The sequence below is a fragment of the Ensifer canadensis genome, from assembly GCF_017488845.2.
GTDB lineage: Bacteria > Pseudomonadota > Alphaproteobacteria > Rhizobiales > Rhizobiaceae > Ensifer > Ensifer canadensis.
The window spans coordinates 46,668-61,679 of the sequence record NZ_CP083371.1 but is presented as its reverse complement, the minus strand read 5'-3'; the positions used below and the strand labels follow the sequence as shown (position 1 = coordinate 61,679).

Annotated in this window: 14 protein-coding genes; 8 read left to right on the top strand and 6 right to left on the bottom strand. The window is 61.3% G+C overall.

What is annotated here, in order from left to right:
- Positions 1-142: 142 nt before the first annotated feature.
- Positions 143-1,459, bottom strand: coding sequence for a dicarboxylate/amino acid:cation symporter (locus tag J3R84_RS19940; RefSeq protein ID WP_107027871.1), 1,317 nt, complete (start codon positions 1,457-1,459; stop codon positions 143-145).
- Between J3R84_RS19940 and J3R84_RS19935 the strand changes: the two genes are divergently transcribed.
- Both J3R84_RS19935 and J3R84_RS19930 read left to right on the top strand, forming a co-directional pair.
- Positions 1,458-1,751: a hypothetical protein gene (locus J3R84_RS19935; RefSeq protein WP_203528711.1), complete on the top strand. Its 294-nt coding sequence runs from the start codon at positions 1,458-1,460 to the stop codon at positions 1,749-1,751. The two genes, J3R84_RS19940 and J3R84_RS19935, sit on opposite strands and share 2 nt — an antisense overlap.
- 72 nt (positions 1,752-1,823) lie before the next feature.
- Positions 1,824-2,255: an OsmC family protein gene (locus J3R84_RS19930; protein ID WP_025429705.1), complete on the top strand. Its 432-nt coding sequence runs from the start codon at positions 1,824-1,826 to the stop codon at positions 2,253-2,255.
- A 192-nt stretch (positions 2,256-2,447) separates the two neighbouring features.
- Here J3R84_RS19930 and J3R84_RS19925 read toward each other — a convergent pair whose 3' ends face one another.
- Positions 2,448-3,470, bottom strand: coding sequence for an LLM class flavin-dependent oxidoreductase (locus tag J3R84_RS19925; protein ID WP_057205908.1), 1,023 nt, complete (start codon positions 3,468-3,470; stop codon positions 2,448-2,450).
- Between the two features lie 483 nt (positions 3,471-3,953).
- Between J3R84_RS19925 and J3R84_RS19920 the strand changes: the two genes are divergently transcribed.
- Positions 3,954-5,231, top strand: coding sequence for a DUF2254 domain-containing protein (locus J3R84_RS19920; protein WP_057205910.1), 1,278 nt, complete (start codon positions 3,954-3,956; stop codon positions 5,229-5,231).
- Positions 5,232-5,310: 79 nt separating this feature from the next.
- On the opposite strand, the gene J3R84_RS19915 is transcribed toward J3R84_RS19920, so the two are convergent.
- Positions 5,311-6,339 (bottom strand): GlxA family transcriptional regulator, encoded by a 1,029-nt coding sequence (locus J3R84_RS19915; RefSeq protein WP_082571753.1) that lies wholly within the window; start codon positions 6,337-6,339, stop codon positions 5,311-5,313.
- A gap of 129 nt (positions 6,340-6,468) precedes the next feature.
- Here J3R84_RS19915 and J3R84_RS19910 point away from each other — a divergent pair, with 129 nt between their 5' ends.
- Positions 6,469-7,086 carry a cysteine hydrolase family protein gene (locus J3R84_RS19910; RefSeq protein WP_025429708.1) on the top strand — a complete coding sequence of 206 codons (618 nt, stop codon included), beginning with the start codon at positions 6,469-6,471 and terminating at the stop codon, positions 7,084-7,086.
- A 91-nt stretch (positions 7,087-7,177) separates the two neighbouring features.
- Here the strand turns inward: J3R84_RS19910 and J3R84_RS19905 are convergent, their stop codons facing one another.
- On the bottom strand, positions 7,178-8,377 hold the full coding sequence (locus J3R84_RS19905) for an MFS transporter (protein WP_203528683.1): 1,200 nt from the start codon (positions 8,375-8,377) through the stop codon (positions 7,178-7,180).
- Positions 8,378-8,487: 110 nt separating this feature from the next.
- Between J3R84_RS19905 and J3R84_RS19900 the strand changes: the two genes are divergently transcribed.
- Complete coding sequence (locus J3R84_RS19900; RefSeq protein WP_203528685.1) at positions 8,488-9,426, top strand: AraC family transcriptional regulator; 939 nt, start codon at positions 8,488-8,490, stop codon at positions 9,424-9,426.
- Between the two features lie 82 nt (positions 9,427-9,508).
- Here the strand turns inward: J3R84_RS19900 and J3R84_RS19895 are convergent, their stop codons facing one another.
- Together J3R84_RS19895 and J3R84_RS19890 are read right to left on the bottom strand one after the other, a co-directional pair.
- Positions 9,509-9,805: a CcdB family protein gene (locus J3R84_RS19895; protein WP_025429711.1), complete on the bottom strand. Its 297-nt coding sequence runs from the start codon at positions 9,803-9,805 to the stop codon at positions 9,509-9,511.
- The gene (locus J3R84_RS19890; RefSeq protein ID WP_025429712.1) at positions 9,805-10,050 is read right to left on the bottom strand and encodes a type II toxin-antitoxin system CcdA family antitoxin; all 246 of its coding nucleotides are present in this window, start codon (positions 10,048-10,050) and stop codon (positions 9,805-9,807) included. The genes J3R84_RS19895 and J3R84_RS19890 overlap by 1 nt, the downstream gene beginning before the upstream one ends.
- 186 nt (positions 10,051-10,236) lie before the next feature.
- Between J3R84_RS19890 and fdnG the strand changes: the two genes are divergently transcribed.
- From fdnG to J3R84_RS19875, 3 genes are read left to right on the top strand one after another with little or no spacing between them, the layout of a single operon-like run.
- The gene (fdnG, locus tag J3R84_RS19885) at positions 10,237-13,332 is read left to right on the top strand and encodes a formate dehydrogenase-N subunit alpha (RefSeq protein WP_203528687.1); all 3,096 of its coding nucleotides are present in this window, start codon (positions 10,237-10,239) and stop codon (positions 13,330-13,332) included.
- Complete coding sequence (gene fdxH, locus J3R84_RS19880) at positions 13,332-14,300, top strand: formate dehydrogenase subunit beta (protein ID WP_038577995.1); 969 nt, start codon at positions 13,332-13,334, stop codon at positions 14,298-14,300. Before fdnG ends, fdxH begins: the two co-directional genes overlap by 1 nt.
- Entirely contained in the window at positions 14,300-14,986 is a 687-nt protein-coding gene (locus J3R84_RS19875) for a formate dehydrogenase subunit gamma (protein ID WP_025429716.1), read from the top strand. Before fdxH ends, J3R84_RS19875 begins: the two co-directional genes overlap by 1 nt.
- Positions 14,987-15,012 lie beyond the last annotated feature (26 nt).

The following is a 15,012-nucleotide window of genomic DNA, read 5'->3' as shown; positions in this document are numbered from 1 at the left end:
CCAAACCGTGCCGGTGGAAGCTTGAACCAGCACTCATGTGAGAACGAGACTGCCGCAAATGATCCGAGGCACCGAGCGGTTTAGCCAGGCAATAGAATCAAGAAGCCGGCGAGATGCCGGCTTCCTCTGGGTGTGAATCCAATCAGGCCGTCTGGAGGCCTACAGCCGGTTCCGGATCCTCTATGGACTTGCCGGCATTGTAGACGGTCTCGTCGAGAATGCCTTCGCGCTTGGAGACGATCGTTGGCACCAACGCCTGTCCGGCGACGTTGACGGCAGTGCGGCCCATGTCGAGGATCGGGTCGATGGCAAGCAACAGGCCGACACCTTCGAGCGGGAGGCCAAGCGTCGACAGGGTGAGCGTCAGCATGACGGTCGCCCCCGTCAGGCCGGCAGTCGCGGCCGAGCCGAGCACGGAAACGAAGATGATCAGCACATATTCCTGCAGCCCGAGCGGTACGCCAAAGAATTGCGCGATGAAAATCGCCGAGATTGCCGGGTAGATCGCCGCGCAACCATCCATCTTGGTCGTAGCGCCAAGCGGGACGGCAAAGGCGGCAAACTCGCGCGGCACGCCGAGGCTCTTCTCCGTCACGGTTTCGGTGACAGGCAGGGTGCCGACAGAGGAGCGCGAGACGAACGCGAGCTGGATTGCCGGCCATGCACCGGCAAAGAAGCGCGATGGCTTCAGGCCATGCGCGATCAGCAGCGCGGGATAGACGACGAAGAGCACGATGGCGAGGCCGATATAGACAGCAGCTGCATACCAGCCGAGTTGCGCCAGCGTTCCCCAGCCATATTGCGCCACGGCGCGGCCGAGCAGGCCGATGGTGCCGATCGGCGTCAGGCGAATGACCCACCAGAGGATCTTGCGGACGATCGCGAGAAGCGACTGGTTGAAGGCAAGGAAGGGCTTGGCCGCTTCGCCTGCTTTCAGCGCGGCGGCACCAAAGGCGATGGAAACAACGAGGATCTGCAGCACGTTGAAATTCAACGACGTACTGGCACTTCCTTCCGTCAGCTTGGTGCTTGCCTCCAGGCCCAGCATGTTGCCGGGAACCAGGCCCTTGAGGAAATCAAGCCATGAGCCGGCATAGGACGGCGCCTTGGCAGCCTCCTGCGACACCGCCGAGCCGACGCCTGGCTGGATGATGAGGCCGAGCGCGATGCCGATGATGACAGCGATGAACGAGGTGATCGCGAACCAGAGGAGGGTTTGCCAGACGAGCTTCGCTGCATTCTGAAGCGTCGCCAGATTGGCAATGGAGGCAACGATCGCCGTGAACACGAGCGGCGGGACCAACGCGCGCAGAAGCTGCACGAAGATGGAGCCGATCGTCTGGAGCGTCACGGTCAACCAGTTGGGGTTGCCGGCCGCATCGACGCCCATGTTTCGGGCGATGAGGCCGAGCAGCAGTCCAATGACCATGGCTGCCAGAACTTGGAAACCGAAGGACATGAAAAACGGCTTCGGCAGGGATTTGATAGTGGCTTGGGACACGATTCACACTCGATTGATTGATGGAGCAGAGCGTTCGGGAGGAAACTTCCGCAACGGCGACAAATTAGTCAAGGTTGTGACAGAGGATAAGCAACCGTTTGGCTCGGGACCAATCATAGGTGGAATAATTTTCCCGGTTGAACGCTTGGCCACGGTGCATGGCGGAGGGGCGAAACCGGCAATCCGTTACGTTGCGCCCGTTTGCTGGGCCGCAAGCCGTGTATTCGGGCGCTGGCGGGTAGCAGCGTAAGCTATCCACACATACCAATCCGACGCCACTGCTCTATCTGGTGCCTGTGGATTTCACCCTGAGGAGAAGAGCATGCAGATCAATCGCACAGGATCGGCGAAATGGGCCGGCGGTCTCAAGGACGGTAAGGGTCAGATTTCGACGCAGAGCGGCGCGCTCAAGGAGTATCCGTATGGTTTTGCAGCGCGCTTCGAAGGCGTCGCGGGTACCAACCCGGAGGAACTCATCGGTGCGGCTCACGCCGGTTGCTTTACCATGGCGTTGTCACTGATCCTTGGGGAGGCTGGCCTGACGGCCGACAGCATGGAGACGACCGCCAAGGTCACGCTTGAGTCCGTCGCCGATGGCTTTGCCATCACGGCTATCCACCTGGCGTTGAAGGGCCGTGTGCCGGGCGCGGATCTGGCAAAATTCACTGAGCTGGCAAACAAGGCGAAAGCGGGATGCCCGGTGTCAAAGGCACTTGGTGCGGTTCCGATAACACTCGACGTCAGTTTGGCATGAGAAGCCCGTGTGCGCCGACGACAGCGCCGCGCGTCTTATTGGACGCGCAAAGGTCACTGCAGCACTTTAAATGGCCGCAACTTTATCCTGAAATCGAATTGGATTTAAGGAAACATGCGGTAGGTCGGCGCACGCGGATATCTTCATGCCAGTCGAATTCGATCGCCGGTGCGAACGAACGCGTCTTGTCGCTCAACGCCAGCCGAGTGCGGGCGCCACGTGCTTCAGGATCGCCTCGATGACGTGCGCATTGTAGTCGACGCCGAGCTGGTTCGGCACCGTCAGCAGCAGCGTATCGGCTTCGGCGACGGCCTCATCCCCGGCGAGCTGCTTGATGAGCACATCAGGCTCGGCCGCATAAGACCGGCCGAAGATCGCCCTTGTGTTCTCGTCGATGAAGCCGATCGTATCCTGTTCCTTGCCGCTTCGGCCGAAATATGCGCGGTCGCGATCATCGACGATGGCGAAGATGCTGCGGCTGACGGAAACTCTCGGCGTGCGGGTGTGGCCCGCTTCCTTCCACGCCTCCCGGTAGGCGCGGATCTGTGCTGCCTGCTGGACGTGGAACGGCTCGCCGGTCTCATCGTCCTTCAGGGTCGAACTCTGCAGGTTCATGCCGAGCTTTGCCGCCCAGACGGCGGTGGCGTTCGAACTGGAACCCCACCAGATGCGGTCGCGCAACCCTTCGGAATGGGGTTCGAGGCGCAACAGTCCTGGCGGGTTCGGGAACATCGGCCGTGGGTTGGGTTGGGCGAAACCGTTGCCTTTCAGTGCTTCGAGAAACACTTCGGCGTGGCTGCGGCCCATATCCGCATCCGACGCGCCGTCCTGCGGCTGATAACCGAAATATCGCCAGCCATCGATCACCTGTTCCGGCGATCCTCGGCTGAGACCGAGCTGCAGGCGTGAGCCGGAGATCAGGTCGGCGGCACCGGCGTCTTCGGCCATATAAAGCGGGTTCTCGTAGCGCATATCGATGACGGCCGTGCCGATCTCGATGCGCTTCGTCCTTGCGCCGACGGCAGCCAGAAGCGGGAAGGGGGAGGCAAGCTGCCGGGCAAAGTGATGAACACGGAAATAGGCGCCGTCAGCGCCGAGCTCCTCGGCGGCAACTGCAAGGTCGATAGACTGCAGAAGCGCATCGCCTGCCGAGCGGGTTTGCGACTGGGAGGAGGGGGTCCAATGGCCGAAGGAAAGGAATCCGATTTTCTTCACGATAGTGCCGCCTGCGAATATGTCGTTGATACTCTTCTAGATGGCATAGGACAGGCTCGAGGGACAGCAGTGGAGGGTCGAACGCTGTGTTTCCGATCTGCTCATGAACCACCATGTTGCACCAAGCTCCAAACACTCAACGCTCGTCATCCATATCCAACGCCGCAAGGCCATGGCAGAGTGGAAAGCCGTGACCGTAATGCCCACCTAAATCACGACCCGATGCTCCATTCCGTCCCTTTTCGAACAACGTGACAGAACCTCGGCAGGCTATGAAAAAGGCTCAAGCTGCGGAGGCGGCTCGGGGGAGAAGCCGTGACCTGAAGTTGTGATTTTCGCGGCCCGACGAGACAGCATAGTATATATTAGGCCCCAGGTCGCTTGCGCCGATCGTCTCGTATCGGGAGTTGGTCGCGTACGGTGCCCTTGTGGCAGATTTGACCGTTTCCGGCTCGAAGGGCCACACGAGAGGGATGGGGCTAAATGCGCTGGAACAAGTTGTATGCGCTCAAGAGCTACATGCGGTCCTCGCTGTGGGTCGTGCCTTTCTTCGCGCTCGTTCTGCAGCAAGCCTTCTTACGCGCAGTGCTTGTATTAGAACAGTGGACAGAATGGGTGCCGTTGTGGCCCTTGGAGACAGAGGGTACGGTTGCAGCGATGCAGGCGATTATCAGCCTGGCGCTTTCGTTCATCGTCTTCACGTTCGGTTCCCTGCTCGTCGCCATACAGATCGCGAGCGGGCAGCTTACGCCCCGGATCATCGCGACCACGCTGCTGCGCGATAACGTGATCCGTTTCACTGTGGGCCTGTTCATCTTCACCCTGCTCTTCGCCATTGGGGCGATCAGTCGCATCAGTACGTCGGCTCCGTCTCCCATCATGTGGATCTCGGGGATCTTTGGCGTCCTGTCGCTGGCTGCCTTCCTCTATTTCATCGATTATTCCGCCCGGCTATTACGTCCCGTCAGCATCATTCATCGCGTCGCCGAGCAGGGCTTTGCCGTTATCGAGGCGGTATATCCTGGCCCGCTGTCGGATACCGACGAGCGACCACAACCGGACGAGCCGTGCGAGAAGCCGGGAAACATCGTTTTGCATGTCGGGTCGTCGGACATCATTCTTGCAGTCGACGTGAAGGCCTTGACCATTCAAGCACATCGAGCGGACGGCGTGATTGAACTTGCTGCGCGCGTCGGCGATTTTGTCTCATCCGGGCAGCCACTGTTCCGCCTCTATGGCGGCGCCAAGGCAATACCAGCCAAAGACCTTCGCAACAGTGTCGTCTTCGGGCGTGAGCGGACCATCGAGCAGGATCCGACCTTCGCCTTCAGGGTTATTGTCGACATCGCCAGCAAGGCGCTTTCGAAGGCTATAAACGACCCGACGACAGCGGTGCTTGCCATTGATCAGTTGCAGCGACTGCTACGCAGCGTTGGTGGGCGCGAACTGAGCAACGAGTACGTCCGCGATGCCCAGGGACGCCTTCGTGTGGTGTTCCCGACGCCGAACTGGGAAGATTTCGTGCAACTTACGTTTCGAGAGATCCGGATCTATGGAGCGGAAAATCTGCAGATCGCAAGGCGGCTGCACGCGATGATCGACGATCTCGAAGCGGTGCTGCCGGAAAGCCGGAAGGATGCGTTGGCCATTGAGCGCAACCTGCTCGACCAGACGATCGACAAGGTCTACCTGCTCCCCGAAGACGCAGCACTCGCGCATATTGCCGATACGCAAGGGCTGGGCGGCTCTCCTAAAGCATGACTGAAATTCGCGCATCCGCATAGCCAGTGTCCGAGACGTCCTGATTGGCAGGCGCACGGATTCACCACGCTCCAATCACTCAGCGCTGGTCATCCATATTCACCGCCTCAAGGCCATGGCGGAGTGGAAAGCCGTGACCGTAATGCTTCCCTAAATCCGGTCTCTTCCTGAACTGCCGGCGGTAGCTTGCCGGCGAGATCGAGAAGGCGCGGGTAAAGTGCTGGCGCAGCGATACCGTTGAGCCGAAGCCGGCCATCTCTGCGACCCGGTCGATCGAGCAGGATCCGGTTTCGAGCAACCGTTGCGCGGTCGCCAGCCGCTGGTTCAAGAGCCATTGCGTAAAGGTGGTTCCGGTCGTCTTTCTGAAATGTCGGGTGAAGCTGCGCAGGCTCATTCCGGCCCGCGCCGCCAGCTTTTCGAGCGACAATGGCTCGTCCAGATGCTCGATTGCCCAATTGATCGTCGCGCCGAGCTGCGCCTCGCCGGCGGCGGCAGGCATTGGCTTCTCGATATATTGGGTCTGGCCGCCATGCCGGTGCGGCGCCACCACCAGCCGCCGGGCGACGCGGTTGGCGATATCTGCCCCATGATCGCGACGTACGATATGCAGACAGCAGTCGATGGCCGCGGCCGTGCCGGCCGATGTCAGGATGTCACCATCATCGATATAGAGCGCATCCTGATCCAGGGCGACCCGCGGATAGCTTCGTTGGAACTCCTCCGCCCAGGCCCAATGGGTGGATGCCGGTCGCCCGTCCAGCACGCCCGCTTCCGCCAGTACGAATGTACCAAGGCAAAGCCCGACCAGCCGCGCGCCGCGTGCATGGGCGGCCCTGACGCTCCGCAGCAAGGCTTCGGGAGGACGCTCGTCCGGATCCCGCCAGGCCGGCACGATGACGGTGTCGGCCTCCCCCAGGTGGCTCAGATCATGCGTCACTTCAATGCGAAAGCCGGAGCCAGTGGCAACCGACCCGGTATTCTCGCCGCAGATCAACAGGCGATAGCGGGGCGCTCCGAGTTTCAAAAGCTCATCGCCGAACACGATGCAGGGCACCGACAGGTGGAAGGCGCTGATGCGTTCGAAGGCGATGACGGCAACGGTGTGCATCGGCGTGGCGATCCCAATCTAATGAATTGGCCAGAACCTAGCACATATTGTCATTCTGGCCACTTTCGCGAAGCCGCCGCATGCAGGATTTTTCCGCCATCAACAACGATGCGAAAGGACGCTTTCATGATGCAGCACCCCACCATCCGGACCATGGCTGGAGCCACAGCGCCGCAAAGTCTCGATCCTGCCAAGACCGCCCTGCTGGTGATCGACTTTCAGAACGAATATTTCAGCGGCAGGATGCCGATCCCGGATGGCGCAAAGGCGCTCTCCAACGCCAAGCGCCTCATCGAGCGTGCTGATCAGGACGGCATGAGAGTCTATCATGTCCAGCACGTGACACCGGCGGGAAGCCCGGTCTTTGCCGAGGACAGTGCGACCTCCCGGTTCCACGACCAGATCCAGCCATCAGCCAACCATTCGGTGGTGCGCAAATCGTCGGTGAGCGTGTTTCCAACCACCGACATCGACCAGAGGCTGAAACAGGCTGGCGTCGATACGCTCATCATTGCCGGCCTGATGACCCATGCCTGCGTGGCCGGCGCTGCCCGCGATGCCGTCCCCCTCGGCTACAATGTGATCGTGGCCGACGACGCCTGCGCCACGCGGGACGTCGATACGGCAGATGGGGAGACCGTGTCGCATGTTGCGCTGCACCGCGCAGCTCTGGCTTCGATCGACGACACCTTCGGCGATATCGTCACGACCGATCAGCTCCTGGCCCTGCCACTGACGCGCAAGTGAGACTTGAGCGCGGCTGAGTACGGGGCCTAATGATGGCTCTCCCGATCCCGCAGGAATTCAGGATCGGGAGGGCCATAGAGTCCTTCATCTCTCAGCCCGGCTGGAGCGCCACCTTGCGGGAGACGGCGACGAGCGAGGCGCCCAGCAGTGCGGCCAATGCCGCAAACATGAAGACGCCGGCAGGCCCCTGGCGTTCGACGATCAGGCCGCCGAGGATTGCTCCGGTGGAGATGGCGATCTGGAATGTCGTCAGCGTCGCCGCACCAGCGCCTTCCGCCTCGTCGCCGGCGGCCCGACTGATGAAGGACTGGACGCTGACAGGGAGCGCACCGAAGGCGAAGCCCCAGGCGGCCGTCGCTGCGGCTGCAATGCCCGGCAGCACGCCGGCGACCGCAAGCAGGAGCGCGGTGGCAGCGATGCCCGCGGCTGCCAGCGTCATCGACAGGCGGGTGTTGCGCTCCGCCAGGAAGCCGCCTGCGATATTGCCGAAGAAACCGCCGATACCGAATGCGAGCAGGATCGCGGTGATCATTTCGACGTCGAAACGCGGCACCTGCTCAAGATAGGGGCGGATATAGGTGAAGCCGGCAAAGTGACCGGTCACGACCAGTAGGATCGTGGCAAGGCCGAGCCGGATCGCCGGGCGCCTGAGAACCCTCACGATCGTGCCAAGGCCGGTGGTCCCGATCGGCGGCAGCGACGGGACGGTCAGCGCCTGGACGATAAAGGTAACCACCCCGACTACGGCTGCCAGCAGGAAAGCATAGCGCCATCCGAGCGTGGCGCCGATCCAGGCGCCGACGGGGGCGGCACAAACCGTTGCGATCGAGACGCCCGACATCACGATCGCCATGGCGCGGGGCATCAGCCTGGCGGGAACGAGCCGCATGGCCAGCGCCAGCGACATCGCCCAGAAGCCGCCGAGCGCGATACCGAGCAACACGCGGGCCGCAAGCAGGAAAGGAAGGTTGGGTGCAAAGCCCGCCATAAGGCTCGAGACGACCAGCAGGCCCGTCAAAGCCAGAAGCACCGTGCGCCGGTCGAACCGGCCTGTGTAGACGACGATCGCCGGGCCGGCGACCGCCGCAACGACAGCAGTGGTGGTCACCGACTGCCCGGCAGCTCCAACGCTGACCCCGAGATCCGCCGACATCGGCGTCAGCAGGCTTGCCGGTAGAAACTCTGCCGTTACCAGGCCGAAGACCCCAAGCGAAAGGGAAACGACAGCGCCCCATCGGGCTTTGTTCCGCTCGTCCGTCGGGGCACCTGATTTCGTCACGACGCCATCCATGATTTTCATCTCCGCGATTGTTAATGGCGAAGGTAGGCATGACCATCAGGAGTTTCTATGCTAGAAAATCCAAAAGACTGTGCCGTTTGTCCAAAATTGCGGAGCACCTTATGAGCGATGCGTTGACCGAGATTTTGCGCGGGCTGAGGCTCGACGGCGTCGAATACGGGCGTTGCCAACCCTGTGCGCCCTGGGCGACGGCCTATCCGGCACAGGAGCCCGCGCGATTCCATTTTCTGGCTGCAGGCTCAGCCCATCTTCAGACACCGGATGGTGAATGGATGGAGCTTGCCCAGGGCGACGCGGTGCTGTTGCCGAGGGGTGACGCGCATGTGCTTGCCAGCAAGCCGGGCATTCCTGCCGTTTCGATAGCCGACCTGCCGAGGCGACAGCTTTGTGACGGCATCATCGATGTGCAATGCCCGTCGACGGACAGCGAGAACCTCATCTTCTTTGCGGTGATGCAGTTCAATGTCGATCGTCTGCATCCTCTCCTGCAGTTGATGCCCGCCGTCATGCGCACGAGCGACCTTGCTGCGAGCGAACCTTCGATACCGGCACTGCTTGAGGCCATGATGCGCGAAGCAGAAATGCAGCGCGTCGGCTCGGGCGGCATTCTCTCGCGGCTTGCCGATGTGCTGACTGCAACGCTCATTCGAACCTGGGTGGAGCATGGCTGCGGCACGGCGACCGGCTGGCTGGCGGCCGTCCGCAATCCGGAGCTCGGGCGCGTCCTTGCCGCGATCCACCTTGAACCTGCGCGGGACTGGAGCGTGCCCGAACTGGCAAAGCTCATGGGTGCGTCACGGTCGGGCTTTGCCCAGCGGTTTGTCGACACCATGGGCGAGACGCCGGCCCGTTATGTTGCGCGCATGCGGATGCACCAGGCGCATCAATGGCTACAGGAAGGACAGCGGGTGGCCCTTGTCGCAGGCCGTCTCGGCTACGATTCGGAGGCCTCGTTCAGCCGCGCCTTCCGCAAGATCATCGGGGCACCACCGAGCCATTACCGAAACAAGAGCGTGGCCAGGGGACAACTGGTTTCCTGAGCCGGCTGCTGTTCAGATGATCGCGCAGGGAGGCTGGTTGAGAGCGGCTTGGAGCGTGACGACGCTTGCTGTCACCCGTTCGCTAAAAGCCGTGAAAAACCATATCGAGAGCGGCGACGATCTCGTCGTGCCGCTCCGATAGATTGGAAACAGGTTCTGCAAGTGCCGATACGGGTATCGCAGCCAGAAACTGAGTGACCAAGGTGTAGCGAACGCCGGATATTTCAAACACGGGATTGAGGCGCTTGGCCGGTTTAGGAGCCGCTTCCATTGGCAAAAGCGGGACGACGACACGCGTCTTCAACTCGTCCAGCACGTCGGCCTGCACATCAAGCACGAGGCCGCCGCCAGGATTGGCATAGACGTCATAACGCGCCATTAGAATTGACGGAACTGCGCCAGCGGCAGGCCATTTGCATCGACGAAGGCATTCGAACTCTGCAAAGCCTCGCTATTTTCTTTCTTCCAACGGGCAGCCTTGGCATCGGACACCGCCCTGGCGATCCCTGCCTCGGCAGCGCGAGAAATATTGATGTCGAAATGCCGTGCTTCTGCAAGAAGATCGGCGTCAATCGTCAAATTGGCTGCGCGCTTTGCAGAGGCAGATCGAGCATGCTCGGCCATGATTGTTCTCCTTTTGAGCAATCAATATATGCGCATCTTTCTGCGCATGCAAATACCCGGCCAGACAAGAGGCGATGGCATTGCCGATCGTCAGGAGAGTGGGTGGCGGGCAACCAACGCACCTTGACTTGCAAGCACTTAGCAATAGACTTCAAGGTACGAAGTATCGGGAAAGGGAGGCCATCTATGAACATAGACCTCTCGCGGCGCAGCTTCCTGAAGCTGGCCGGAGCGGGTGTCGTGGCAACTTCCGTCGGAGCACTTGGCTTCGGCGAATCCGAGGCGGCGGAAATCGCGCATGTGCGTGCTTTCAAGCTGAAGACCACGACCGAAACCCGCAACACCTGTCCGTACTGTTCCGTTGCCTGCGGCGTCATCATCTATTCGAAGGGTGACCCTCGAAAAGGCGAGACGGCGGACATTGTGCATATCGAGGGCGATGCCGATCACCCCACCAACCGCGGGACGCTCTGTCCCAAGGGGGCGGCACTCAAGGACTTCGTCAAGTCGCCGACCCGCCTTCAATATCCGATGCTGCGCAAGCCCGGTTCCGATACTTTCGAACGGATCTCCTGGGACGATGCTCTCGATCGCATTGCCCGCCTGATGAAGGACGATCGCGATGCGAACCTGATTGCGGCCAACGCCAAGGGCCTTCCGGTCAATCGCTGGACGACCGTCGGCATGCTGGCGGCGTCTGCAACAACCAATGAAACGGCCTGGGCGACCTTCAAATTCGCCAAGAGCCTGGGAATAGTCGGTTTCGATAATCAGGCACGCGTCTGACACGGCCCTACGGTGGCGAGTCTCGCCCCAACATTTGGCCGTGGAGCAATGACCAACTCCTGGACCGACATCAAGAACACCGACCTCGTCGTCGTCATGGGCGGCAATGCGGCGGAAGCCCACCCCTGCGGCTTCAAATGGGTGACGGAAGCCAAGGCCCATCGCGGTGCAAAGCTGATCGTCGTCGATCCGCGCTATACCCGCACCGCCTCGGTCTCGGACTATTACGCGCCGATCCGCCAGGGAACCGACATCGCGTTCCTAAACGGCGTCATGAAGTATTGCATCGACAACGACAAGGTGCAGTGGGAATACACCAAGGCCTTCACCAACGCAGCCTATCTGGTCAAGGACGGCTTCGCCTATAAGGACGGTCTCTTCACCGGCTATGATGCCGAGAAGCGCGACTACGACCGTTCGACCTGGGACTATGTGCTCGGCGAGGATGGTTTCGTCGTCACCGATCCGACGCTGCAGAACCCCCGCTGTGTCTGGAACCTGCTTAAGGAGCATCTGGCGCCCTATACGCCCGAGATGGTTGCGCGCATCTGCGGAACGCCGAAGGAGAAATTCCTCAAAGTCGCCGAGATGATCTCGGAATGTTCGACGCCGACAAAGACGATGACGTCGATGTACGCCCTGGGCTGGACCCAGCACTCGCACGGCTCGCAGAACATCCGCGCCATGGCGATGCTGCAGCTGATCCTCGGCAATATCGGCGTGCGCGGCGGTGGCATGAACGCCCTTCGCGGCCACTCCAACATCCAGGGCCTGACCGATCTCGGCCTGATGTCGCACCTGCTCACCGGCTACCTGACGGCGCCGACCGAGAAGGACGAGGATTTCGAGACCTACATGTCGACCCGGCAGTTCAAGCCGCTTCGGCCGGGCCAGACAAGCTACTGGCAGAACTACCGCAAGTTCATGGTCTCGTTCCAGAAGGCCATGTGGGGCGATGCCGCGCGGGCCGACAACGACTGGGCCTTCAACTACCTCGCCAAGCTCGACGTGCCATCCTACGACGTGCTGCGCGTGTTTGAGCTGATGCATGCCGGCAAGGTCAACGGCTATCTCTGTCAGGGCTTCAACCCGCTGCTGGCCTTCCCCAATCGTGCCAAGAACACCAAGGCTCTTTCGAACCTGAAGTGGCTTGTCACCATGGATCCGCTGGAAACCGAGACGGCGCGGTTCTGGGAAAACCACGGCGATTTCAACCCGGTCGACACGGCCTCCATCCAGACCGAAGTCATCCAGCTGCCGACGACCTGCTTTGCCGAGGAGGAGGGTTCGCTGACGAACTCCGGCCGCTGGCTGCAGTGGCATTGGGCCGGCGGTACGCCGCCGGGCGAAGCCAAGCACGATACCTACATCATCGCGCAGATCTTCCTCAGAATGCGCGAACTCTACCGGACGGAGGGCGGCGCCTTCCCCGATCCGATCCTCAACCTGTCGTGGGAGTATGCCGACGAGAACGAACCGACGGCAGAAGAACTCGCCCGGGAAATCAACGGTCGAGCATTGAGCGATGTCATGGACACGACCGACCCGACCAAGGTTCTCGTGCCGGCCGGAAAGCAGGTGGTGAACTTTTCGCAGTTGCGCGACGACGGCTCGACCATGTCCGGCTGCTGGATCTATTCCGGCTGCTTCAACGAGCAGGGCAACAACATGGCTCGGCGGGACAATCAGGATCCCGACGACACCGGCACCTATCTCGGCTGGACCTTCGCCTGGCCGCTCAACCGCCGCACCCTCTACAACCGCGCCTCGGCGGACCTAGAGGGCAAGCCCTGGGATCCGAGCCGCAAGCTGTTGGAATGGGACGGCGCCAAGTGGACCGGCTATGACATTCCCGACATTGCGCCGACGGCCAAGCCTGGAGATGTCGGTCCCTTCATCATGAACCAGGAAGGCACCGCGCGTCTGTTCACCCGCGGACTGATGCGCGACGGCCCGTTCCCCGCGCATATGGAGCCGTTCGAATCGCCCGTTGCCAACGTCTTCAATCCGCAGATGCGCGGCAATCCGGTCAGCCGCATCTTCAAGGACGATGCCGAGCAGCTGGGGCTTTCAGACGAGTTCCCCTACGCGGCCACCTCCTACCGGCTCACCGAGCATTTCCACTTCTGGACCAAGCACAACCGCGTCAACTCGGCGCTGCAGCCGGAGTTCTTCGTGGAAATTTCCGAGGAGCTGGCGCAGGAAAAGGGCATAACCAATGGTGGCTGGGTCAGGGTCTGGTCGAAGCGCGGCGAGGTCAAGGCCAAGGCGGTGGTGACCAAGCGCATCCGGCCGCTCATCTGCGACGGCAAGCCGGTCCATGTGGTCGGCATCCCCTTGCATTGGGGCTTCACCGGCTCTGCGAAAAAGGGTTTCGGCCCCAATTCGCTGGTGCCCTTCGTCGGCGACGCCAACATCGAGACGCCTGAGTCCAAGGCTTTCCTCGTCAATATCGAGCCTTCGACGCCGCCAAAGGACAAGGAGGCCACAGTGTGATGGATAGCCCGCGCACAGCCGTCAGCAATCCGCCGGTCCAGCCGATGGAGAGCAACCTCACGCAGCGCGATCTCGTTCGCCGCTCCGCCACGAGCGAGCTGCCGCCGCCGGAGCGGCAGCTGACGCCGGTCGCCAAGCTGATCGACGTTTCCAAATGCATCGGCTGCAAGGCCTGCCAGTCGGCCTGTATCGAGTGGAACGACACGTATCCGGATATTGAGGAGAATGTCGGGGTCTATACGAACCCGCACGATCTGACCGAGAACATGTTCACCCTGATGCGGTTTACCGAATGGGTGAACCCCGAAACGGACAATCTGGAGTGGCTGATCCGCAAGGACGGCTGCATGCACTGCGCCGATCCGGGCTGTCTCAAGGCATGTCCTTCACCCGGCGCGATCGTGCAATATTCCAACGGCATCGTCGACTTCATCCATGAAAACTGCATCGGCTGCGGCTACTGCGTGAAGGGCTGCCCGTTCAACATTCCGCGCATTTCGAAGGCCGATCATCGCGCCTACAAATGCACGCTCTGTTCCGATCGCGTCGCAATGGGGCAGGGCCCCGCCTGCGCCAAGGCTTGCCCGACACAGGCGATCGTGTTCGGTACCAAGGACGACATGATGAAGCATGCCGACGAACGTATCGCCGATCTCAAATCGCGCGGATACGCCAATGCCGGCCTCTACGATCCTCCCGGCGTCGGTGGGACCCATGTCATGTATGTCCTGCATCACAACGACAAGCCGCATATTTACGCCGACCTGCCTGATGACCCGAAGATTTCCGCCGTCATCGAGGCCTGGAAGGGCGTGACCAAATATACCGGCCTTGCGGCGATGGGGCTGGCGGCTGCGGGCGCGATCCTGCACGGCCTTTTCGGCAAGGCGAACCGGGTCGCACCTGAAGACGAGGTCAGTGCCGAAAAGCTCGTCGAGGAAGCCGAGGATCTCAGGGAGGGTGCCTGATGGCCAAGCCGAACGACATCCAGTCCGAAGACGCGATCCATCGCGGCCCGCCGGTGACTGTCGGTCGTTATGGACCCGGCAAGCGCCTCAACCATTGGATCACCGCTTCCTGCCTGATCCTGCTTCTGCTGTCCGGCCTCTCGATGTTCCATCCGTCGCTGTTCTTCCTGACGGATCTGTTCGGTGGCGGTCAGAACACGCGCATGCTGCATCCCTGGATCGGGGTCGTTCTGTTCCTGAGCTTCTTCATTTTCTTCGCCCAACTCTGGCGGGCCAACCTGCCGAACCGCACCGACGCGCAGTGGGTGTCGCAGATCGGCGACGTGGTCAAAGGCCATGAGGAGCGGCTGCCCGAGATCGGCAAGTACAATGCCGGACAGAAGTTCATCTTCTGGGGCATGGCGTTCTTCATCATCGTGCTGATCGTCAGCGGTATCATCATCTGGGACCAGTATTTTGGCGAGGCCACACCCATCGACGTGAGGCGCATTGCCATGCTGACCCATTCCGTTTCCGCGGTGCTGATCATTCTCATCTTCATCCTGCATGTCTATGCCGCGATCTGGACCCGCGGTACGCTGCGGGCGATGACGCGGGGTTCGGTCACCGGCGGCTGGGCCTGGCGGCACCATCGCAAATGGCTGAAGGAACTTGCTGGACGGGGCCGGATTGATCCTGCAGAATAACGACATAACAGCGGTGGCCGGTCGGC